Origin of the sequence: Paenibacillus sp. FSL R7-0331, from assembly GCF_000758645.1 — a bacterium.
Lineage (GTDB): Bacteria > Bacillota > Bacilli > Paenibacillales > Paenibacillaceae > Paenibacillus_AQ > Paenibacillus_AQ camerounensis.
Genome location: NZ_CP009284.1, coordinates 1,430,294 through 1,454,320 on the forward strand (window position 1 = coordinate 1,430,294; position 24,027 = coordinate 1,454,320).

Annotated in this window: 19 protein-coding genes; 16 read left to right on the plus strand and 3 right to left on the minus strand. The window is 49.7% G+C overall.

The features are described from left to right. The first annotated feature begins 79 nt into the window (after positions 1–79). Complete coding sequence (locus tag R70331_RS06180; RefSeq protein ID WP_042173777.1) at positions 80–436, plus strand: hypothetical protein; 357 nt, start codon at positions 80–82, stop codon at positions 434–436. 2 nt (positions 437–438) lie between these two features. On the opposite strand, the gene R70331_RS06185 is transcribed toward R70331_RS06180, so the two are convergent. Beyond that, positions 439–885 (minus strand): GNAT family N-acetyltransferase, encoded by a 447-nt coding sequence (locus R70331_RS06185; RefSeq protein WP_042173780.1) that lies wholly within the window; start codon positions 883–885, stop codon positions 439–441. A 589-nt stretch (positions 886–1,474) separates the two neighbouring features. On the opposite strand from R70331_RS06185, the gene ilvB reads away from it, so the two are divergent. From ilvB to R70331_RS06230, 9 genes are all read left to right on the plus strand, one after another. After that, positions 1,475–3,223, plus strand: a complete 1,749-nt coding sequence (gene ilvB / locus R70331_RS06190) for a biosynthetic-type acetolactate synthase large subunit (protein ID WP_042173783.1) — start codon at positions 1,475–1,477, stop codon at positions 3,221–3,223. Next, entirely contained in the window at positions 3,220–3,708 is a 489-nt protein-coding gene (gene ilvN / locus R70331_RS06195; protein ID WP_042173784.1) for an acetolactate synthase small subunit, read from the plus strand. The genes ilvB and ilvN overlap by 4 nt, the downstream gene beginning before the upstream one ends. Before the next feature lie 185 nt (positions 3,709–3,893). Next, the gene (gene ilvC, locus R70331_RS06200; RefSeq protein ID WP_042173786.1) at positions 3,894–4,886 is read left to right on the plus strand and encodes a ketol-acid reductoisomerase; all 993 of its coding nucleotides are present in this window, start codon (positions 3,894–3,896) and stop codon (positions 4,884–4,886) included. Positions 4,887–4,994: 108 nt separating this feature from the next. Continuing rightward, positions 4,995–6,536, plus strand: coding sequence for a 2-isopropylmalate synthase (locus tag R70331_RS06205; protein WP_042173788.1), 1,542 nt, complete (start codon positions 4,995–4,997; stop codon positions 6,534–6,536). Positions 6,537–6,846: 310 nt separating this feature from the next. Then, positions 6,847–12,759, plus strand: coding sequence for a SpaA isopeptide-forming pilin-related protein (locus tag R70331_RS06210; protein ID WP_042173791.1), 5,913 nt, complete (start codon positions 6,847–6,849; stop codon positions 12,757–12,759). Between the two features lie 202 nt (positions 12,760–12,961). Beyond that, positions 12,962–13,504: an RNA polymerase sigma factor gene (locus tag R70331_RS06215; protein ID WP_052418941.1), complete on the plus strand. Its 543-nt coding sequence runs from the start codon at positions 12,962–12,964 to the stop codon at positions 13,502–13,504. Beyond that, positions 13,501–13,956 (plus strand): zf-HC2 domain-containing protein, encoded by a 456-nt coding sequence (locus R70331_RS06220; RefSeq protein ID WP_042173796.1) that lies wholly within the window; start codon positions 13,501–13,503, stop codon positions 13,954–13,956. Before R70331_RS06215 ends, R70331_RS06220 begins: the two co-directional genes overlap by 4 nt. Positions 13,957–14,048: 92 nt before the next feature. Then, positions 14,049–14,546, plus strand: a complete 498-nt coding sequence (locus R70331_RS06225; RefSeq protein WP_042173798.1) for a hypothetical protein — start codon at positions 14,049–14,051, stop codon at positions 14,544–14,546. Positions 14,547–14,564: 18 nt separating this feature from the next. Continuing rightward, entirely contained in the window at positions 14,565–15,656 is a 1,092-nt protein-coding gene (locus R70331_RS06230) for a DUF4097 family beta strand repeat-containing protein (protein ID WP_042173800.1), read from the plus strand. A 75-nt stretch (positions 15,657–15,731) separates the two neighbouring features. On the opposite strand, the gene R70331_RS06235 is transcribed toward R70331_RS06230, so the two are convergent. Further along, a complete protein-coding gene (locus R70331_RS06235; RefSeq protein ID WP_042173802.1) occupies positions 15,732–16,712 on the minus strand; it encodes an aldo/keto reductase in 981 nt (326 codons plus the stop codon). A 230-nt stretch (positions 16,713–16,942) separates the two neighbouring features. Here R70331_RS06235 and leuB point away from each other — a divergent pair, with 230 nt between their 5' ends. The 5 genes from leuB to R70331_RS06260 all read left to right on the plus strand — a co-directional run bounded on the left by leuB (position 16,943) and on the right by R70331_RS06260 (position 22,546). Next, on the plus strand, positions 16,943–18,025 hold the full coding sequence (gene leuB, locus R70331_RS06240) for a 3-isopropylmalate dehydrogenase (RefSeq protein ID WP_042173804.1): 1,083 nt from the start codon (positions 16,943–16,945) through the stop codon (positions 18,023–18,025). Positions 18,026–18,238: 213 nt separating this feature from the next. Next, a complete protein-coding gene (locus tag R70331_RS06245) occupies positions 18,239–18,778 on the plus strand; it encodes a peroxiredoxin (RefSeq protein ID WP_042173806.1) in 540 nt (179 codons plus the stop codon). A gap of 216 nt (positions 18,779–18,994) precedes the next feature. Beyond that, positions 18,995–19,402 carry a hypothetical protein gene (locus R70331_RS06250; protein WP_042173808.1) on the plus strand — a complete coding sequence of 136 codons (408 nt, stop codon included), beginning with the start codon at positions 18,995–18,997 and terminating at the stop codon, positions 19,400–19,402. A gap of 366 nt (positions 19,403–19,768) precedes the next feature. Then, a complete protein-coding gene (locus R70331_RS06255; RefSeq protein WP_042173811.1) occupies positions 19,769–20,866 on the plus strand; it encodes an ATP-binding protein in 1,098 nt (365 codons plus the stop codon). A 162-nt stretch (positions 20,867–21,028) separates the two neighbouring features. Further along, entirely contained in the window at positions 21,029–22,546 is a 1,518-nt protein-coding gene (locus R70331_RS06260) for a leucyl aminopeptidase (protein WP_042173813.1), read from the plus strand. A 107-nt stretch (positions 22,547–22,653) separates the two neighbouring features. On the opposite strand, the gene R70331_RS31805 is transcribed toward R70331_RS06260, so the two are convergent. Then, a complete protein-coding gene (locus tag R70331_RS31805; RefSeq protein ID WP_197071394.1) occupies positions 22,654–22,791 on the minus strand; it encodes a hypothetical protein in 138 nt (45 codons plus the stop codon). A 253-nt stretch (positions 22,792–23,044) separates the two neighbouring features. Here R70331_RS31805 and R70331_RS06265 point away from each other — a divergent pair, with 253 nt between their 5' ends. Further along, on the plus strand, positions 23,045–24,004 hold the full coding sequence (locus tag R70331_RS06265) for an aldolase catalytic domain-containing protein (RefSeq protein WP_197071395.1): 960 nt from the start codon (positions 23,045–23,047) through the stop codon (positions 24,002–24,004). The last annotated feature ends 23 nt before the right edge of the window (positions 24,005–24,027 follow it).

Sequence of the window (24,027 nt, forward strand, 5' to 3'; positions counted from 1 at the left end):
AGCGTATGCTTCCGAAGTAAGTTTTGCACGAAGGAATTCTAAAGAAGCTCAGCTCACAAAACTTTTAAGGAGGAATATTATGGCACAGCCGGTTACAAAGAAACAGGTTATGAAGCTGGTCGGTAAACATATTGTTGCTGTAAAAAAAGACGGCTCCAGAGTGACGGGCAAGCTGGTGCGCGTGTCGGGTAACCGTCTAATTCTTCAGCGGATCAGCGGTAAAAAAGTGCAAACCAATGCGCTCATTCCGCTGGTATTGTTTGATCTGCTTGCTATAGGTACAGCTCCTTACGCTTATGGCGGCGGGCCAGGCTACGGTGGCGCACCAGGCTACGGCGGCGGACCGTACGGAGGTTACGGGCCTGGGCCCGGCTACGGCGGCTATGGGCCTGGACCGGGTTACGGAGCCCCTTATCCGCCAATCGGCTTCTTTTAGGCTTAACTGAACTGCTTCTCGAATTCAAAGCAAAAATTCTGCGGCTGATAACGGGCTACGCTGTAGCCCATTTTTTCATAAAAGGAAATACCTGCCGTATTCCCGGTGTCCACAGCTACCCTGGCCCGCTTACAGCCGCGGGATAATGCAAAACGCTCCGCACGGTCCATCAGCATATTCCCCCAGTGCTTGCGGCGTGCAGCCGGTGCGATGGCCAGCATATCAATATAGAGCAGATCACCGTGCAGCATGAAATGGACAAACCCCAGCGGATCGCTCTCATAGTCGGGACAGGCTACAAGGGTAACACCCTGGCTTAAACGGCGGGGCAGGTCCTTTCTGACCTGGTTGATTATAGTCTGCGGCAGATGTGACAACGGGACGAGCTGCTTTTCAATTAAATCCATAATGACGCTGTCATCCTGCTTGGGTCTGCGGTAACGAATCATCGCACGCCCCCCCTTTCCACGCATTGTCGTACATCATATGCCTGCAGCGGTGTGGGCGTTACGAAAGCGAAGAACAACGTTCTGTGACAGATTAGGAAATATGGGTATTGACTTATCCATGTGAGGAATCATATAATGTGTCTAAACATTTTAACGAACATACTTGTATCGGCAATGATGAGGACGAAGTTTTAAGGGCTCTTTTGCTCAGAGAGTGTGAGGATCTGCTGCAACCTCCACCGAAACCCCTTATATACGAGCTCACCTCGGAGCTGTTTTCCTGAAAGGTCCATCAGTAAGAGCGGTGGAATTATTAGGGGGAATCGTTTGGTCCGCGTTACGGACTTCAGGTTACAAAGATTTGGGCCCTGCCTACATCGATGGATTTTTGTTACCTGATAAGGCGTTGCATCGCGAGATGTAATGCAAACATGGGTGGTACCACGGAAGATCAACCTTTCGTCCCTCACGCGCTTTACTTTGGCGCGTGGGAGGCGAAAGGTTTTTTTGATTTAGACCCCCTATTGCTGGATAAAAGACGGTCCGTCATTAGCATAATGAATGTTAACTATCGAAGGGAGGAATACTGATGAGCGCGCAAACACCGGAAGTGCGGTCTACAGATGAGTTACGGGAGAAATGGAAAAATCCAGAGGTGATATCGGGCTCTGAAGTCCTGCTGCGCAGCCTGGTTCTGGAGGGTGTAGACACTGTGTTCGGTTATCCCGGCGGAGCGGTACTGTATATCTACGATGCCCTTCACGGTTTTGATGACTTCAAGCATATTCTGACCCGTCATGAGCAAGGCGCGATCCATGCGGCTGACGGCTATGCAAGAGCAAGCGGTAAACCGGGCGTGTGTATTGCAACCTCCGGCCCCGGAGCAACCAATCTCGTTACCGGCATTGCAACGGCGTTTATGGACTCGGTTCCGCTTGTAGTCATTACGGGAAATGTTTTCTCCAGCCTGATTGGAACAGACGCCTTCCAGGAAGCTGATATTACAGGAATTACGATGCCGATCACGAAGCACAGCTATCTGGTGCGGGATGTTGAAGACCTGCCGCGGATTATCCATGAAGCGTTCCATATTGCGAATACCGGACGCAAGGGTCCGGTACTGATCGACATTCCGAAGGATGTATCGGCAGCGAAGACGCTGTTTACACCAGTACAGTACCAGGGAGTCAATCTTCGCGGTTATAACCCGCGCACGGTTCCGAACAAGCTGCAGCTTGATAAGCTGATCCGGGCAATCTCGGCGGCGGAGCGTCCGATTATTATAGCGGGCGGAGGCGTTATCTACTCCGGAGCACATGAAGCGATGACCGAATTTGTGAAACGGACGGAAATTCCGATTACAACAACCCTGCTGGGACTCGGCTGCTTCCCTAGTGCAGAAGATCTCTGGATGGGAATGCCGGGTATGCACGGCACTTATACAGCCAATAATGCCATACAGCAGTGTGACTTGCTGATTAACATCGGTGCAAGATTTGATGACCGCGTGACCGGCAAGCTGGACGGCTTTGCACCGAAAGCGAAGATTGTCCATATTGATATCGACCCAGCAGAAATCGGCAAAAATGTCACTCCGGATATTCCGATTGTCGGCGATGTGAAGACAGTGCTGGAAATGCTGCTTCCGGATCTTACCCGCGCTGCCAATGCAGATGCCTGGAGAACGCAGATTGCCCAGTGGAAGCTGGAGAAACCTCTCCGTTATAACGATTCGGAGACAGAGCTTAAGCCGCAATGGGTCATTGAAATGATTAATGATACAACAAAGGGCGAAGCTATTGTTACAACTGACGTCGGCCAGCATCAGATGTGGGCTGCACAGTATTATAAATTTAACCACCCGCGCTCATGGATTACTTCCGGAGGCCTCGGAACAATGGGCTTCGGATTCCCGTCAGCGATCGGCGCGCAAATGGCTCATCCGGAGCGGCTGGTAGTTTCCATCAACGGAGACGGCGGTATGCAGATGTGCTCCCAGGAGCTGGCTATCTGTGCTATCAATAATATCCCGGTCAAAATCGTAGTCATCAACAATCAGGTTCTGGGTATGGTACGGCAGTGGCAGAATCTCATTTATGAGAAGCGCTATAGCTACACAGACCTCGCCGGAAGCCCGGACTTTGTAAAGCTGGCTGAAGCTTACGGTGTAAAAGGACTGCGGGCAACGAACAAAGAAGAAGCAGGCGCAGCGTGGAAAGAAGCACTGGAAACGCCGGGACCCGTTCTGGTAGAATTCGTTGTTCCCAAAGACGAGAATGTTTACCCGATGGTAACTCAAGGGTCAACCATTGATCAAATGCTTATGGGGGATGAATGACAGTGATGAAACACACCATTTCTGTGCTTGTGAATGACCAGCCGGGTGTACTGCAGCGGGTATCAGGCTTGTTCGGCCGCCGCGGCTTCAATATTGAGAGCATTACGGTCGGGCAGTCCGAAGAAGTCGGGCTGTCCCGGATGGTTATCGTTACACTCGGTGACCAGCATACGCTGGAGCAGATTGAGAAGCAGCTTTACAAGCTGATCGATGTCATCAAGGTTGTGGATCTTGGTTCCAAGCCGATGGTTGCCCGTGAGCTGGCCCTGATCAAGGTAAAAGCCGAGCCGGCTGAGCGTCCGGAAATCATGGGTGTTGTTGAGACATTCCGTGCTTCCGTAGTTGATATCGGTACGAACAGCCTGTTGGTCCAGGTGGTAGGAGATACCCAGAAAATCGATGCGATGATTGAGCTGCTGAAGCCTTACGGAATCAAGGAGCTGTCCCGCACCGGAGTTACCGCAATGATCCGCGGTAATGCCTAGTCGGTATAATTTACAGCTTTAACGGATTGCTGCTTGTATGCATTAATTTGATAATATTATAACGAATTGCCCGCGAAAGAGCGGGGACTTGAGGAGCAGTGCAGAGCTGCGAACCAGACGGCTTCAGGTGCTCTTGAAGTACCCGCTCTTTACGATGGGTCCCAAATTAAAGGAGGATATTGACAATGGCAGTGACAACTTACTATGAACAGGATGCAGAACTCAGCGTATTAAAAGGAAAGACAGTTGCGGTAATCGGGTACGGCAGCCAGGGGCATGCCCAGGCGCAGAACCTGCGCGACAGCGGTCTTCAGGTTGTCATCGGCCTGCGTGAAGGCAAATCCTTTGAAACCGCCAAGAATGACGGCTTTGAAGTATTGCCTGTAGCTGAAGCAGTATCCCGTGCAGATGTAGTGCAAATTCTGTTGCCTGACGAAACACAGGCATCCGTATATAAAAATGATATTGAGCCTAACCTCAAAAAAGGTGCAGCTCTGATGTTCTCCCACGGCTTTAACGTGCATTTCGGCCAGATCGTTGCTCCTAAGGATGCTGACGTGCTGCTGGTAGCACCTAAATCCCCGGGCCACATGGTACGCCGTACTTATGTTGAAGGCTTCGGCGTTCCTGGTCTGATCGCAATCGAGCAGGATGCAACCGGAAATGCCAAGGCAATCGGACTTGCTTATGCTAAAGGTATCGGCTGTACCCGTGCAGGAGTTATCGAAACCTCCTTCCGTGAAGAAACCGAAACCGATCTGTTCGGTGAGCAGGCAGTTCTGTGCGGTGGTGTATCCGCACTGATCAAAGCCGGCTTTGAAACACTGACTGAAGCAGGCTATGCTCCTGAAATGGCATACTTCGAATGTCTGCATGAGCTTAAGCTGATCGTTGACCTGGTATATGAAGGCGGACTTGCTACTATGCGTGATTCGATCTCCAACACTGCTGAGTACGGTGACTATGTAACCGGACCTCGTATCGTTACAGACGAAACCAAAAAAGCAATGAAAGCTGTGCTGACCGATATCCAGCAAGGTAAATTTGCCCGTGACTTTATCCTTGAGAACCAGTCCGGCCGTGCTTTCCTGACCGCTACCCGCCGCAACGAAGCCGCTCATCCGGTAGAAGTAGTCGGCAGCCAGCTGCGTGAAATGATGCACTGGATTAAGAAATAGGCTCATATACTTATATCAGCTACAACCAATAGTGTGAAGCTCAGATGCGGCCGTGATTTTGCGAGCCGCATTTGAGGGTTTTAGGACAATTTTCAGGAGGTGCTCAGCTTGCGGAAAATCTATGTGTTCGACACGACGCTGCGTGACGGAGAGCAGTCGCCGGGTGTGAACCTGAATACGCGTGAGAAGGTGGAAATCGCCTACCAGCTTGAAAAGCTCGGGATTGACCGGATGGAGGCGGGTTTTCCCGCAGCATCGCCCGGTGATCTGGCTGCGGTGAACGCCGTTGCCCGGGCAGTGAAGGATGTTACCGTAATTGGGCTTTCCCGTTCCAGAGAGACTGATATTGATGCGGTTAAAGAAGCGCTGCAGGGTGCGCAGGACCCTTGTATCCATATCTTCCTGGCAACCTCGCCGATTCACCGTCAGCATAAGCTGCGTATGGAAAAAGCCCAAGTCCTTGAAACGGCACAATCCGCAATCCGGTATGCTAAGAAATATTTTTCCAAGCTGGAGTTTTCATTAGAGGATGCGGGCCGGACAGAACGTGATTTCATGGCCGAGATGGTAGCTATGGCGATCCGTGAAGGGGCAAATGTAGTCAATATTCCCGATACCGTCGGTTATTTGAACCCTGCGGAATATGGGGCGATCTTCAAATTTCTGAAGGATACTGTTCCTGATATTGAAAAGGTTCAGCTGAGTGCGCACTGTCATAATGACCTTGGAATGGCGACTGCGAATACGCTGGCTGCAATCCAGAACGGTGCTGACCAGATTGAAGGTACCATCAACGGAATCGGTGAACGTGCCGGTAATACAGCGATTGAAGAGGTGGCGCTGGCGCTGGAGACACGCAGTGAATTTTTCGGAGCCAAAACCTCGCTGGTTCTGTCGGAAATCTCCCGCACGAGCCGTCTGGTGAGCAAGCTTACTGGGATGGTTGTGCCTGGCAACAAGGCGATTGTCGGTGCCAATGCCTTCGCGCATGAATCAGGGATTCATCAGGACGGCATGCTGAAGGAGAAGACCACCTACGAGATCATGACGCCGGAAACGATCGGCCTGAAGGAGAGCAAGCTGGTGCTAGGCAAGCACTCCGGACGCCACGCCTTCCGTGATAAGCTCAGTGATCTTGGTTATGATGTTTCTGAGGAAGAGATCAACGCGGCTTTTGCCAAATTTAAGGATCTGGCCGACAAGAAAAAGGAAGTATCGGATGAGGATATCCTCGCTCTTCTGGAAGAGAAGCTGACTGATACGCCTGAAACCTACAGCCTGCAGACTATTTATGTCACATACGGCAATGAAGCCACCCCAACGGCAAAGGTTATTATTAACGGGCAGGAGCCGCAGCCGATCGTAGCAGCTGCTGAGGGGAACGGTTCTGTCGATGCCATCTATAACGCCATCGATCAGGCGACCGGTGAAGAGGTTACACTGGGCGACTATTCAATCAAAGCAGTAAGCCGGGGCAAGGATGCGCAAGGCGAGGTTCATGTTGTACTGTCACAGGGTGAGGTGGCTGCACAAGGCCGCGGACTGAGCACTGATATTCTGGAAGCGAGTGCCAGAGCCTATCTGGATGCGCTGAATAAGCTCATTGAGAAGCGTAAGACATATACACGCCGAGATCATGCACAACTATAGAGCTATTCTATAGAAGAAACTGTTTGAAATAATACCAGCCATACATTCCGCAAAGGGCTCTTTGCGGGATGTATGGCTTTTTTTGTGCCGGCCGATGAATAATTGCCATTGTATGCTATTTTACCAAACGGGTATAAGGGGTTTATCAGTAATTTATCAGTAATTTATCAGTGAAAATAGTTAAAATGGATCTTGTGTTAAATGCGATTAGTCGCATTTTTTTCTGTTTGGCCCGTTTTATTAGGGATTTTGTAGGGGAAATGCAGTAATTATATAGTGCTCATATTAAGGAATAGGGAGATGGGAAGTCTTGAGACTATTAAAAAAGAAAAAATGGGCTGTCTGGCTCGGAATTGTTATGCTTGTAACAACCTTCGCTACTGCGATAGGCTTCTTTTCAAATGTCAATGCAGATGCAGTGGATGGTAACATCACTGAGGATATTGTTAAGACCGTAACCCTGTCCGTGTACGAAAACGGCACGCAGGTTACCAGCAATGTGTACAAGTTCGATTCCGCCTACAGGTTCAATCTGACCTATGAGCTTCCTGATGATACATATAAAGAAGGAGCTAAGTACACCTACATACTGCCAACGCAGCTGGAGATTGATCAGGCATACACGGGTAAGCTGGTTAATAGCGAGTTTCCTGATGGTATGGGGACTTATGCTGTAGGCACTGATAATACAGTGGTGCTCACATTTAATAAGAATATTGAAGGGCTATTTGATATAAAAGGGAACCTTTGGGTAGAATCCAAGCTGAGCAAGACCAGAGTTACCGGCAGTACCACTCAGCAGCTTCTTTTTCCGATAGCAGGCAATGCGAGTAACTCCATTACGATTAATGTTCAGCCTAATAACGGAGCAGCGATCAAAAAAAGCGGAGTTGCGATGCCGCGAACGTATAATGCCAGCACTATCGACTGGACGGTCGATGTAAATACGCTTTTGAACAAGGTGGATAATGCATCGGTTACGGATAGTTTCCCGGCAGGCCTGAGTCTGGATACCGTCTCTATTGCCGTATACGGCCTGACAGTCGATGTTCAGGGAGGCGTGACACAGGGCGGACAGATCAGTTCGGCAGAGTACGATACTTCCGCAAGTACCGGGAGTAAATTGGATTTGAAATTTAACAACTCTATAAATGAGGCCTACCGGCTGAAATTCTCTACCAAGATAACAGATACAAGTAAGACTAGTTACACTAATACAGCTGTATTAAACGGCAACGGTACAAGTTGGAACGGAACCTCTTCAGCTGTTGCGGTCAGTTACGGGAAGCCGCTTGAAAAGTCTGCGGGCAGTTTTAATTCAACGTCAGAGGAAATTCCTTGGACGATCAAATTCAACTACGATGAAAGAACAATATCGGCAGCTCAGGCAGTTCTGACGGACCGCTTCAACATCAGCCAGGATTACGTTGCCGGCTCAATGGTCATTACTAAGATGAAGCTGGATGTGAACGGGAACGCAACAACGGACGGCACGCTGACAGCAGGTGTGGATTATACATTGACTGATCTGCCGGACGATCCCGCGGTTAATCCTACTACGGCAGGCTTTAAGATTCAGTTCAACAATGACATCAATTCTGCATACCGGATTGAATACAAGACTAAAGTAGCCGGACGGGTATATGCCGGGGAGAGCATTGTCAATAAAGTAACCTATAATGGACAGACTGTTCAGGCAGCTGCTTCTACCACCCAACGTATTCTGAACAAGCAGGGTGTGGATAAAACGTCAACGCCAACGAATGATGTGGATTATCTGAATAAAACAGTGAAATGGAAGATTAATCTTAACGAAGATAAACGAGATATGACAAACCTCGTGCTGACCGATAAATTTGGTAATGCAGGGTTGCAGCTGGTCGGAAATTTGGAAATTTCTCTCCTGACAGATCCTTCGGTTAAGCTGGTTGAGAATACTGATTATGAGATAAAATCGCTGGGAACCAACGATTTCAGCACAAATGATGGCTTTGAAATTACTTTCAAAAAGAAGATTACTGAGGCTTACAGAATTACTTACACTACTAAATTTGATTATTACAAGTTAAAAAGTGGCGTAACAGATTTTTCAAACACCGCTTCTATTAAGTGGGATGAAAAAGCCGCAGGCACACCAGCGCAGACATCCTCAAGTTCATTTGATCCTGACAGTAAGGTCAAGAACAACGGATTCAAATCAGGTACATATGATGTAGCCAGTAAGAAAATTACCTGGACCGTTGGCGCGAATTATAACAAAAGAGTATTGGCTGCAGGTGCGGAGCTGGTTGACACGATTCCTGCCGGGCAGGTCGCAGATGAGAACAGTGTAATTGTTAATAAAATGAATTATAATGCTGCGGGCACTCCTTCTGTCCTAACTCCTGCCCTGGTTAAAAACACGGATTATACCGTTTCTTTGGCAGACGGGAAGCTGCGAGTTAAATTTAAAGATGCTGTGGATTATGCCTTCTACGTAGTGTTCACAACAGAATTTGAAGCAGGAGATGTCAACGCATCAAGCATCACTAATAGAGCTGTTCTGAATAACGCCCAGGGTGACGCCGTTTCGCAAACCTTACAGGGTACTGCAGCTGTAACAAAAGGCGGAGAATATGTAACAAAAACCGGAGCAGTCGATGCTACAGACAAAACCATGATGAACTGGTCAATCACCATTAATGCGAACCAGTCTATAGTGGACAATGCACAGGTTATTGATACGCCAAGTACGAATCAGGTACTGCTGCCGGCGAGCTTCCAGGTATTTGAGACTAATATCAGCTCGGGCGGGGCAGTAACCGCAACGAATACAAAGCTGACTAAGGATTCAGATTATACGCTCGAATTTACTACGGACCCAAGCGGTAAGGATATTTTCAAACTGGCCTTTAAAAATACCATATCCAAACCCTACATTCTTAAATATCAGTCAGTTATTACGGCGGTTGATAATGTAACGGTTACCAATGCCGCATCTTTCAGCGGCAACGGTTCTTCATCTATTAGCAAACCCTTTAGTGAGAGCTGGTCCGTTAGAATCGTTGACACCGGAGGCACCGGAAGCGGGGTTACAGGCTCGCTCAAGATTCTAAAAACGAATGCTGATAAAACGTTGCCGCTATCCGGGGCTGAATTCTCTCTGGGCCGGATTGTAGGTTCAGAGCTGAAGGATACCAAGACGGCAATCAGCAATTCCAGCGGAAACCTGGAGTTTACTGGTTTGCGGGCGGGAAAATATAAACTAAAGGAAACAAAGGCGCCGACCGGCTATGCAGTTGATGCTACAGAACGAATTGTTACCATTAACTCGTCCACACCTGTTCAAATGGCAGTAACCAATGATTTTAACGGTTCACTTAAAGTGACCAAGGTAGCGAAAGGAAATACGGCCACTAAGCTTGCAGGAGCAGAATTTGAGCTGTATAACTCCGCTAACCAGTTAGCTGGATCTGGAACTACAGATGCAAACGGTGAACTGCTGTTCAGCAAGTTAATGGGTGGAAATTACACTCTTAAAGAAACTAAGGCACCGGCCGGTTATGTGATTACAGCCATGAGTAGTGCTGTAACCATTGATCCGGCACAACAAAAAAACCTGACGGTAACCAATGATAAAATTGTATTAGGCTCACTGAAAATCACCAAGGTTGACCAGGCGGACACGTCGAAGGTGCTTGCAGGAGCAGAATTCAAGCTGTATGATTCCATCAAGCTTGAAGTTGGAACAGCTACTACTGATGTGAATGGAGTCGTTGAATTCAAGGATCTGCCACTCGGTTCCTACACGGTCCAGGAAACGAAGGCTCCTGTGGGATATGTACTGAATACTACGGAACGCAGCGTTAATATTACTTCGGCTGTGCAGAATGTTCAGCAGGTCACCAATAACGAAATTTTAGGTTCCATTAAGCTGACTAAGGTTGACGCAGATCATACGGCGAAGAAGCTTGGTGGAGCAGAGTTTAAATTATATGATGCCAGCAAGACTGTGGCTGCAACAGCTTCGACTGATGTGAATGGTATCGTTGAGTTTAAAAATCTGAAGCTTGGAACTTATACCTTCAAGGAATCGAAAGCTCCGGACGGTTATGTTCTGGACGATACAGAACACAGTGCCACAATTACTTTGGCCGCACCAGATGCGCAGCAGCAGATTACTAACACAGGAATGCTGGGCTCGCTTAAACTGACGAAGGTTGACCAGGATGCTTTGAACAAAAAGCTCGCAGGAGCAGAATTCAAATTGTATGATGCCGGTAAGACTGTGGTTGCAACGGCTACTTCTGATGCGGACGGAGTCGTTGAATTTAAAGATTTGAAACTTGGTACGTATACCTTTAAGGAAACCAAGGCTCCGGACGGCTATGAACTCGATGGCACCGAACGCAGTGCTACCCTTACATCTTCCGTTCCAAACGCGCAACAGCAGATCACCAACAAAGAAATCCTGGGTTCGCTTAAGCTGACGAAGGTCGATCAGGATGATGTGACGAAGAAGCTGGCAGGAGCGGAGTTCAAGCTGTACAATTCCAGCGATGTTGTGGTGGCAACAGCTACTACAGATGCCAATGGGGTAGTTGAATTTAAAGACCTAAAACTTGGAGCCTACACCTTCAAGGAAATGGTAGCCCCAGTTGGTTACGTCCTGAATAGTACAGTGCGCAGCGCTAACCTTACTATCGCCGTACCAAACGTGCAGCAGCAGATTACCAACAAGGAAATTCTAGGCTCACTGAAGCTGACGAAAGTTGATCAGGATGATGTTACGATAAAGCTCGCTGGAGCAGAGTTTAAGCTGTATGACGCCAGTGACAAGCTGGTTGCGACAGATATCAGTGATGCAAATGGCGTAGTGGAATTCAAAGACCTGAAGATGGGAGCCTATACCTTTAAGGAAACAGTTGCACCAACAGGCTACGTCCTGAACGGTACAGAACGAAATGTAAACATTACTTTAGCTACACCAAACGTGCAGCAGCAGATCACCAATAAGGAGATCCTCGGCTCACTGAAGCTGACCAAGGTTGATCAAGATGAAGTGACGAAGAAGCTTGCGGGAGCCGAGTTCAAGCTGTACAATTCCAGCGATGTTGTGGTGGCAACAGCTACTACAGATGCCAATGGGGTAGTTGAATTTAAAGACCTAAAACTCGGAGCCTACACCTTCAAGGAAACGGTAGCCCCAGTTGGGTACGTCCTGAATAGTACGGAGCGCAGCGCTAACCTTACTATCGCCGTACCAGACGTGCAGCAGCAGATCACCAACAAAGAAATCCTGGGCTCACTGAAGCTGACGAAGGTTGATCAAGATGAAACAATGAAGAAGCTTGCGGGAGCAGAGTTCAAGCTGTACAATTCCAGCGATGTTGTGGTGGCAACAGCTACTACAGATGCCAATGGCGAGATTGTATTTAATACTTTGAAGCTTGGAGCTTATACGTTAAAAGAAACCAAGGCTCCAGCCGGATATCAGTTGGATACAGCTGTACACAATGTAAATATTCAATCGGGCGCCCAGGTTGTTCTGAACCCGATCAAGAACAAAGTGATCCCTGCAACCCCTGCGCCTACGGCTGCACCGACACCGTCGCCAACAACGGCCCCAACAACGGTCCCGGTGACGCCAAATCCGGGCGGTCCTGTAGCGACACCAGCTACTTCTACGGTGCCGGGATCTGTCGTAACGCCAGGACCTTCAGCAACAGTAACGCCTGTTGCTTCTGCAACACCGGGCCTGACGCCAGGACCAGCCGTAAGTCCTGAGTCATCGCCTGCCGCAAGCAGCGCACCAACGCCGCAAGCGACAACAGCAACCACCATCGAGGATATTCCGATTGATGGCGAGATTCCTCTCGGAGGCATTCCAAGCATCAGTGAGAAGCCGTCACATGGTACGGTAGTTCTTACACCGGATGGTAAGTGGACGTATACTCCTGATCCCGGATATACGGGTAAGGATAAGTTCACCATTACTGTAACGGATGAGGACGGCAACGAGCAGGAGGTCATTATTGAGGTCGGTGTAGATGAAATACCTCTCGGTACGGTCCCTGACAATGATGATGGTACAGACTCGGATAATGACAATAACGGTCTGCCGGGCAATCTCCCTAAGACAGGTGAAGAAAGTCCGCTTCCGCTGTATCTGGCGGGCGGAGCCCTGGTTATGATCGGTATTATCCTGGCATTAAGATTCAGAACACGCAATAAGCCGGAGTAATTTAATCGCACCACACAACCCACCCGCAGCAAGTCACGGGTGGGTTTGCTTTATGCCATAACTCAAGAAATCTTCAGACTTCTGAGGAAAGTTTTATTGTAAGATAGGGTGGAGATAATTTTTTTGAAAAAATAATGGAACGGTTTGCAGGGGAAGCCGAATGTCCGGCGTCTAATGTTATGAAGAAGGAGGGGAGATCGTCTTGGAAGAGGCAGAATGGATTTCAGCCGTGCTTAACGGGCAGGGCCAGGCTTTTGGGCATCTGGTGACGCGTTATCAGGGCATGGTATACCGAGTGTGCATCAAAATAACGGGAGAAGCCGAGTCAGCCAAAGACATGGCCCAGGAAGTCTTCATCAAAGCCTACAAGGCGCTCCCCTCCTTCAGAGGCCAGTCCTCATTCTCCACATGGCTGTACCGGATTGCTTACAGGACCTGTCTGGACTGGAAACGGGCCAATGACAGGGAGTGGCGGCACCGCAGTACAGCAGATTATACAGAGAATGACTGGGTAACCTCACAAACACCTGAGCAGGCTGCCCTTAGCAAGGAAGCCTCAGAGGAGCTGGATCAGAATCTGAACAGTCTCACAGAACCGTACCGGTCGGTTGTGCAGCTGTATTATTTTCAGCACCACTCCTATCAGGAAATTGCCGAACAGAAGGGCGTCTCGGTCAAAACAGTGGAATCACAGCTCTACAGAGCCAGGCAGATGATGCGAAAAAGCGGGGAGGAATGGCGATGAATTGTGCAACAGTCAAAGAATGGATGCCGCATTATATCGAAGGCACACTGTCTCCGGAGATGGAGCTGAATATCCGTCTGCACATTGAAGCTTGTCCCGGCTGCTCGTCGTGGCTGGAGGAGGCCAAAGGGCTTGCCGCACTGTGGAATGAGATGGAAGCCGGATTAGAAATGCCTGAATCAGGGGATTTTCCCGATATAACGAATGAAGTAATGGCGCATATTGAACAGCTTGAAGCAGGCCGCCGTGAGCGCGCTGTTAGAGCGACCGCAGCCAGACGCCGGACTGCACCGGGGACCTCCTGGATGCACTACGGGGTTGCGGTGGGCCTTACCTTCCTGCTGCTGCAGTTTGGGGTGTTTGAGAATTTAGCCTATGGCATCACCGAGATCAACGGACAGATGTCGACCTCGGTTACGGCATGGTTTAACGCCCAAGGAAGCCAAAAATAAATGGAAGCACAATAAGCTTTAACTTACGAACCTGGTTTTGAACGCTAATTAAGCGGAGAAGGATTGCTCACAAACTTTTAGGAGGATATAGCATGATTAAGAAAAAACGCTGGCTTACTTTTTTCCTGGCGCTCGTGCCGGGTCTGGGACATTTATATTTGGGATTTAAAAAGCTGGGCCTGCAATATATGCTGGGAGCCTCGGCCTGCATTATTTTCATTCCCTCGATGCCGACCGTATTTCCGTTCGCGCTGGCTGCTCTCTGGTTTTACCAGTTATTTGACGCTCTGCAAAAAGCGGCCTGGATGAAGCTGACGGTCGCCGAGCATGAACGGATGATGTTCCATCCTGACAGCTTTGGGGCTCCGTGGACTATGGGCATGCCTCCGGTGTCGGAATATCCGCAGGATGATGTGAACCCGGTATGGCTGGGGATCGGCTGTGTCGCTGCAGGCTTCGTGCTGCTGGTGGCTACCGCTTTTCCATGGCTCTGGCGTATTCTTACCGATATGAATATCGGATCGATCCTGTTGTCGCTGGCCTTGATCGGTTACGGCTTCAGAATGCTCAAAAAAAATTCCAAAGCATAAGAAATGGGGACTTCATCCATGGGGAGATGGAAAATCGGCAGCTTTTCGGCTGCACTAGGCTGCATAGCAGTAGGGGTACTCATTGTTCTGGCCCAATACAATGTAATTTCATATGATGCGCTCGGTTATCTGTGGCCGGCATTGCTTATTCTGTTTGGGCTGGAAATGCTGATCCGGCTGTTTATCCGCTCGGACGTCAAGACCCGGGTAAGCGGCTGGGGAATCCTGCTGATTATTGTCCTCGTGCTGGCTAGCGGCGGGCAGACGGTGCTTGCCGGCGGTACGCTCGGAGGTATTTTCGGACGGACACAGCTGGTTCCGCTTAACGGAGCAATAGAGGTGCAGTCCAAGATTAAGCGCGTGAAGATCGAGCTGCCGAGCGGAAAAGTAATGATTCAGGGAACAGACGGCAACACCCTTGATTATGAAGGCAAGCTTGAGCTGCCGGGCAAGAACGAAAGTGAAGCGGCAAATGCTATGGAAAAGAAATGGAAGGTAACTGAAGATGGCGATACGCTCGTTCTGAAGCTCGATCTGGAGACGAACTGGCTGTCGAACATTCACTTCGGTGTCTATACCAAAGAGCCGTATTTGAATATCAGCCTTCCGCAGAATCTGGCGGCCCTGGTGGAGACCAGTGACGGAGCGGTAGAAGCCGGTAACCTGGCAGGCGGACTTGAGGTGGACACCAGCAACGGGACACTGGATATTCATGATATCACCGGCGGCGTAGATGCCCACACCAGCAACGGAACGATTGCCGTTCAGAATGTACAGGGCGAAATCGAGCTCTCCAGCTCAAATGGTGCAATTACATTAACCAACATCGACGGCTCTGTCTCGGCTGAGAGCAGCAACGGCAGAATCACGGTTAACTCTGCAGTTACAGGCGACTGGGAGCTGGACTCCAGCAACGGTAAAATTACAGTCAGCCTTCCGGCAGCAACGAACGCTGAGATTAAGGCGGAGACGAGCAACGGCGGATTGAAGGGCAATATTACCTGGGACCGTGATGATGATAACCAGGGAAGAGCAGTGCTGGGTGAAGGCACCCATGAGGTGTCTTTGTCTACAAGCAACGGTACCATTACTGTGGACACCGCTGAGTAAAAATAAAGAAGCAGCCGCCCGGACATTGTCCGGGTAAGGCTGCTTCTTTTGTCTAAACAGGGATTGTCCGGCTGGTTACCAGGCATACGCCTTCGGTGCTGCCCCGCCGGGACCCGGGAATATTTCGTCAAGCCGCTTCAGCACGCTCTCGTCCAGTACAACCTCAAGGCAGCGCAGTGCGCTTTCGAACTGCTCCAGCGTGCGCGGACCGATAATCGGTGCGGTGACAGCCGGATTAGCCAGCAGCCAGGCAAGCGCGATATTGTCCTGCGGCTCCCCCAGCTCGCGGCTAAGCTCCGCAAAAGCCTCCAGCTGGCTCTTGTGCTGTTCAATGCGTTCTGCATTGCCGCCGCTGCGGCTGCCCTCAATCTTCATGAGCGCATTGCGGCCGAGCAGCCCTCCGTCGAGCGGACTCCATGGAATAACGCCAAGGCCGAGACTCTGCGCTGCAGGCAGCACCTCAAGCTCCGGCAGCCGGCAGGTCAGGCTGTATTTATGCTGCTCGGAGACCAAACCGAGAAAACCCCGGGCCTTCGCTTCTGACTGGGCAACTGCTATGTCCCAGCCGGCGAAGTTGCTGGAGCCGGTGTAGCCGATTTTGCCCTGGCTCACGGCAAGCTCAAAGGCGCCCCACAGCTCGTCCCAGGACACACTGCGGTCTACATGGTGCATCTGATAGAGCTCAATGTAATCGGTCTGAAGGCGCTGCAGAGAGCCTTCCAGATGGCGGCGGATAATATAGGAGGAGAGACCGCTCTCATCATTAGGACCGTCCAGCTTGTCGTTCATGGCACCGTATACCTTGGTCGCCAGCACAACCTTCTCGCGGCGTCCGCCGCCCAGCTTGAACCAGCGGCCGATGATTGTCTCTGTAAGTCCGGCATTTTCACCCCAGCCGTAAATATTGGCGGTATCAAAAAAATTAACGCCTGCATCCAGTGCAGCATCCATAATACGGAATGCTTCCTTCTCGTCGGTAATCGGTCCGAAGTTCATCGTACCCAGACAGAGCCGGCTTACCTTCAACCCGGATTTTCCAAGCTTCGTATACTGCATTTCACGCTCACTCCTTCTATGAAATAGATCAGCGATACAAGGAATACAACAGCATATTTATTGTATACAACCCTGGAATGAAGAGCAAACGCCAGGCACGGGTGAATCCTATAGGTAATGCCTATCACTTTCATAGAATCTGTATCTTTGTCCTTTGGCGCATGTTATGTTACAACAATATACAGAAGAACTATGTCTGCGTACAGCAGACCATCTAAGGAGTGACGGGAATGAGCGAGGTTAAAAAAATTGCCGTAATTGCCGGGGACGGTATCGGACCTGAAGTTGTGGCTGAAGCGGAAAAAGTATTGAAAAAAGCGGAAGAAGTATTCGGCTACGCCTTCGAAACTGAGCACGCCCTGTTTGGCGGAATAGCCATCGACGAGCGGGGAACTCCGCTGCCGGAGGATACACTGGAAATCTGCCGCAGTGCAGACGCTGTATTGCTGGGGGCTGTCGGCGGTCCCAAATGGGACAACAATCCGAAGGAGCTTCGTCCGGAAACAGGACTTCTCGGAATCCGCAAAGCGCTTGGCCTGTTCTCCAATCTGCGCCCGGCTAACGTGTTTGACTGCTTGAAGGATGCATCTACCTTGAAGCCTGAAGTGCTTGAAGGCACAGACCTGATGGTTGTGCGTGAGCTGACCGGAGGTATCTATTTCGGAGACAAGCTGCGCCGTCAGGGGGAGCATGGAGAAGAAGCGGTCGATACCTGTGTATACAACGTGACTGAAGTAGAGCGCATTGTACGTCAGGCATTTGAAATTGCCGGCAAACGCCGCAACAAGCTGGCCAGCGTCGACAAAGCGAATGTACTGGAAACTTCCCGCCTGTGGCGTGAGGTGGTTAACCGGATTGCTCCTGAATATCCGCAGGTGGAGCTTGAGCACGTGCTGGTTGATAACTGCGCAATGCAGCTGCTGCGCCGTCCGTCCAGCTTCGACGTGATTGTGACCGAGAATATGTTCGGGGATATCCTGAGTGACGAAGCAGCGATGCTGACAGGTTCAATCGGTATGCTGGCTTCTGCTTCTTTGGGTGAAGGCAGCTACGGCTTGTACGAGCCTGTGCACGGATCTGCTCCTGACATCGCAGGCCAGGGCCTGGCGAATCCGATTGCCACAATCCTGTCACTGGCTCTCATGTTCCGCATGACCTTCGGTTATGAGGAAGCAGCGGCAGCCATTGAAGCTGCTGTAGCCGAGGTGCTTGATGCCGGACACCGGACAAGTGACATCGCAGTAGATAAGAGCAAGGCAATCAGCACTACTGAAATGGGCGACCTGATTGTTGCCGCAATCCGTAAAGCGTAAACAGCCGGAACCTTTCTCCTTTGACGCAGAAAAACACAAAACTTCACAAAAAGTTGCTTATTTATAATTATTATAAAAAAGTAATGAGTGTAATATTGACTTTGATTTGGTGCGGTGATACCATTTGGTCTATAGCCAAGAGTAAGTGGCCAAGCCATCATATCAAGTGAATTATATTGTTTTTCTTACATAATCAAAGGAGGAATAAAAGCAATGGCAGAACGTTTGGTAGGTAAACAAGCCCCGGACTTCACAATGGAAACAGTAACAGGCGACGGTAAAGATTTTGGTAAGGTCAGCTTGTCCGACTATCGCGGCAAATGGCTTGTATTCTTCTTTTACCCGCTAGACTTTACCTTTGTATGTCCGACCGAAATTACAGCACTTAGTGATGCTGCTGCTGAATTCGCGGAGCTTGATACAGAAATCCTTGGCGTGAGTATTGATTCTGTTCACAGCCACAAGGCATGGATTACAACCCCCCGCGATATGAACGGCCTGGGACCAGTGAACTTCCCGCTGGCTTCGGATATCACCAAGAAGGTTGCCAGCGATTACGGTGTTCTAATCGAAGAAGAAGGTATAGCCCTTCGCGGATTGTTCATTATCGATCCCGACGGCGAATTGAAATATGCAGTAGTTAACCACAACGATGTAGGACGCAGCGTAGAGGAAACACTCCGCGTACTGCAGGCTCTGCAATCCGGCGGACTGTGCGCAATGAACTGGAAACCGGGCGACAAGAACCTGTAAGGGATGTCCGCTCTTTGAGAGACTAATAAGACCTCCTTGCGGGAAAGGTTTCCGCCAAGGGGGTTTTTTGCAACAAAATGCCTGTAACTATCAGTAATACTGTTTAAAATTAGGCGCCGAGGTTAATATAATGGCTGTAGGAGAGGAATCTCCTGCACTATTCTGTAATACAATAATAAGAAATCAATGGAACTTACCCAAGGAGGGTGAACAAAAATGAGCTTTTGCTGTGGAGCGAGTATGGTTGGAACGAAGGGGACCCTTAAACATTATCGCACGCAAGTCCATAATGTTCCCCTGCTGTTTTGCCCGGTATGCCACCGGGTAGAGGTACATTACAAAGTCGAGAACGAGTATGAGATCCTTGCGGAATATGCTCATGGCGATGGAGTGACTGACGTTGATTTCCAGGACTATGTAATGGAAGATGAGGAAGCAATCTTCGAGAATGTTATTAATATGGAGAGCGAAGATCCGATGGCAATAATCCGCAGCCAGATCGATATGGCGCTTGACCTCCTGGCCGTAGCCAAACAGATCGGAGACAGCAAGTGGGAGCGGGAGCTTAAGAAGCGCCTGGCAGTAATGAGCCAGCGCCGTCACCGCCTTCAGCAGAAAGCCTGATCTTTTAAACGTAACAGAATACATGCCGGTACCAGCCGGCGCAGAGGCCCCTGCAGCAGCGGGGGCTTTTTTGGCGTTACTCCGTAAATAATCTACCGGAAAATGCAGCTTTACGCCGGGATACGGCTTTCTTGTTAATATTTAGTATGCCTTAAGAATCATTTTAACAAGTTTTTTGCCATTCGACAGTTTCTCTGATTGCGTTGTCTTCTTCTCTTGGATATGATTGGAATATAGTTGAAACGGTTGGATAATATAATACGATTTCCGAATGTTCTGGCGGCTTCGTCATATACTCATTTACATAGTAATTTGATGTCGCTTAAGCGTCTACGCCAAATGCAGTAAAAGGGGGAACTTCGTATCGTGATAAGCCAATTTCAGGAAAGCTTGATTTTACCACGAACATTTCAATCCGTGACAATGGACACTACATATGAGGATGTGCTGGAGCACATTGACAGCGGAATTATGCTTTTTGATGAAGATGGAGTTTTGACTTTTGCCAATAAACAGATGTTTGACATACTGGAGCTGCCGCGGCTTGCCATTATGGGCTGCGCTATAACGCATCTCCTGGCGAATATTCAGCTTAACCGCTTCAAGAAGAAGCAGATGCTGCGCGGTTACCGTGAAATGGTGCTGAAGGGTAAGCCAAATTACGAATTTGTTGATGAATATGGCCGATATTGGCGGGTAAGTCTGCATTCCGGTGAGCCGATGAAGGGCAGCTACCTGTTTACGTTCAAGGAAATTTCCGATTATAAGCTGATTGAGCAGACTGCCTATCAGAATGATAGCCTGGCTATGCTGGGCAAATTATCTGCGTCTATTGCACATGAGATCCGTAATCCGCTGACGGCAATCCGCGGATTCATTCAATTGCTGCACCCCCACCTGCACCAGCTGGGCAAGGAAGAGTACGCCAAGATTATACTGGCTGAAATCGACCGGGCCAATGACATTATTCACGAGTTTTTGACATCATCCAAACCATCCGCCCCCCAGATCGGCATGATTCCTGTAGCGGCATTGCTGAAAGAGGTTGTGCTGCTCACGGAGAGTGAAGCCTTGATGAATGGCTGCCAGATTAATCTCCATCCGTTCCAGGGCGATATGATTATTTCCGGCGATGCCAAACAAATGAAGCAGGTAGTGCTAAATATGATAAGAAACGCAATGGAAGCGATTGCAGAACGTGCAGATAATTTAATAGGCAAGATTGAAGTAGGGGCTCGCAGAGAAGGTGCAGAGGTCCGTATCTTTATCTCTGATAACGGCAAAGGAATGGATATTTGCACACTTGACCGGCTGTTTAATCCGTTTTTTACTACTAAGGAGAATGGTACGGGGCTCGGATTATCCGTCAGTGAACGGATAATCAAGAATCATGGAGGCTGCATTTCGGTAAGCAGCAGAGTTAACGAAGGTACCCGGTTTGTTATTTCTTTGCCTCTGATTTAATAGGGGAGCAGCTGCAGCTGTGTTCAAGGCAGGCCATACGTTATAATATAGAAATGCTAAAGAGGCTGATTCCTGTGCTTCACGATTTCACTTCGTGCAGGAAGTCAGCCTTATCTGTGTTAATGTGGGTCAGCAGGTTCAAGAACAGCTGGAGGTTATGTCATGAATATTGAATGGAGCAATTCCGTAACGCCTGCCGCTGCGGCAGGGGACGTTTTATGTATGATGATATCCGAGAACAGGCTGACAGACAGCAGCCTGGCACCCGAATGGAGGGCGGCTATTGAGCCGCTAACGAAGGCCGGGCTTTTTTCAGGCAAGCTGAATCAGATTTATATCCTTCCGGTTACAGCAATATCCCGGTACTCTATAGTCATTCTCGCAGGCAGCGGAAAGGGAGATCCCGGGATCGGGGAGATCAGGGTGCTGGCAGCCCATATAGTCCGTGCTGCAATGCGGCTGAAGGCTGCGCTGCTTGACATTGAGATTCCTGAGCAGGCTCTGTCCAGGGAAGGCGCGGCACAGGCACTCGCGGAAGGTCTTAAGCTCGGAAGCGAACGCAGAAAGCACTATAAGCAGGAGCAGGCATCTTATGTGAGACCGGATAAGGTAGCCTTGTATCCGCAGCAGCTGGCAGACGATACACTGGACCGGGCCTGGCGCCAGGGGATACAGCGCGGCTCTGTTTTTGGAGATTCCGCTAATCTGGCCCGTGAGCTGACCAATTTGCCCGGCAATCTCCTAATCCCGTCTGGACTTGCAGCAGCTGCGGTCGAGGTGGCTGAGCGGCACGGCCTTCCGGTAGAGGTGCTGGATGAACGGGAGATTGAACAGAAGGGAATGGGCGGACTGCTTGCTGTCGGCAAAGGGAGTATTCATCCGCCGAGGATGATCGTCATCCGTTATCAGGGTACCGGGGATTGGACAGACGTTACCGGAATTATCGGCAAGGGTATCACCTTTGATACCGGCGGAATATCGCTCAAGCGGGCGCCGGGGATGGAAGATATGATTAGCGATATGGGCGGTGCAGCTGCTGTACTGAGTGTCATGGAGGCGCTCGGCAGGTTGCGGCCGCGAATCAATGTGGTCATGGTTATACCCGCCGCTGAGAATATGCCCTCTGCAGCAGCCTTTAAGCCGGGGGATATCATCACTACGCTGAGCGGAAAAACCGTAGAGGTGCTGAATACCGATGCCGAGGGCCGGGTAGTGCTCGGTGATGGTTTGACCTATGCCAGAGAGTGGGGGGCGGAGCGTTTTATTGATGTCGCAACGCTGACAGGGGCCGTCGTGTCCATTCTCGGTGATGTTGCTACCGGAGCGGTTACGAATGATAAGCAGCTGATGCAGGATCTGCTGGCGGCATCAGACCGTTCTGGTGAGCCTGTGTGGCAGCTCCCTGTCTATCCTGAGTTCCGTGAGATGCTTAGAAGCGAGGTTGCCGACATCCGCAATGCTGCCGGCAGATTCGGAAGCGCCTCGACCGCAGGTCTTTTTATCGGTGAATTTGCTGAAGGGCTGCCCTGGGTTCACCTCGATATTGCCGGAACGGCGTTTCTGTCGAAGGAGCGGGGAGTTCATTCCAAAGGTGCAACGGGCGTTATGGTCCGTACATTACTGGAGTATCTGCTGAGTCTCAGCCGGGATCAGCTTCCGGGTCCGCTTGCAAGGGAATAAGCCGAGCAGGCTCATACCCAAAAAGCCGCAACGCTCTTTATTAAGAGTGCTGCGGCTTTTTGCAGTTGCCTGCGGACGGAATGAGCCGCCAGGACGGCCAAAACGGTTTATCCGTTCCGCTTAGACTTTACCTGGGATGTGAAGGACTGGATTCCATTCATAATTTTATCACGTGTATCTTTATTTCTGAGTAAGTAGACTGCTCCAAGCGCTGCGGTAGTAAATAACGTCTTCTTAGTATTCATGGTTATTCCTCCTTAGGTAGTGGTCTGGCTGCAGTTGCTTATAACAAACATACCCGTAACCCGGGGAGTTTAAACCTGCTGTATAAAGCTGCCAGCCTTCGTCGATAGCCCCGGTACTGAAAACAGATATGGAAGATAGCAGAAATAATCTTTACAATTTATTCTTCATTAAAGTATGATTGTACGATAATGATTGCATAGTAAGCTTATGCTGGCGGAAATACTGAAGGATATGCTGAAGGGAGAACATATTGTGAAGAATAATCAGAGTAAAATTGTCGATTGCACCATCCGGGACGGAGGCCTCGTTAACAACTGGGATTTTAGCATTGAATTTGTACAGAAGCTGTATGCCGGGCTGAATGAAGCCGGGGTTGAATATATGGAAATCGGCTATAAAAACTCCCCTAAGCTGCTTAAAGGAGCGGAAAGCGCCGGACCTTGGCGGTTCCTGAACGATGATTTTCTGCGCAAGGTCATTCCTCAGAAGGGCAATACCAAGCTGTCTGCACTCGTTGATATCGGCCGGGTCGATGAAAATGATATCCTGCCGCGCAGCGAGAGCATGCTGGATCTGATCCGTGTGGCCTGCTACAGTAAGGATGTGGATAAGGCGCTGCAACTGGTTCAGATTTTCCATGACCGCGGATACGAAACGACGATTAATATTATGGCGTTGTCCAATGTAATGGAGAACGAGCTGCTGGAAGCCTTTGATATGATCCGCGACAGCGTAGTAGATGTTGTATATATCGTGGATTCTTACGGCAGCCTGGACCACAACGACATTAAATATCTGGTGGACAAGTTCAAAACCCATCTGCCTAATAAGCGCCTGGGTGTGCATACCCATAATAATCTGCAGCTGGCCTTCTCCAATACGCTGGTTGCTTCTGAACTCGGAGTAGAGCTGCTGGATGCATCCTGCTACGGAATGGGGCGTGCGGCCGGCAACTGTCCGACTGAACTGCTGGTTACCCACCTGAAGAACACCAAATATACACTGCGTCCTGTGCTTGATATTATCGAGCAGCTGATGATTCCGCTCCGTGAGAAGGAAGAGTGGGGGTACATCATTCCTTACATGATTACCGGCACGCTGGACGAGCATCCGCGCTCGGCTATGGCGCTCCGCGCATCAGAGGATAAAGATAAGGCTGTTGATTTTTATGACAAGCTGACCACACCTGAAGTTACCTTCGGCGATAAATAATAATCTTTAGGGCATAAGCACTG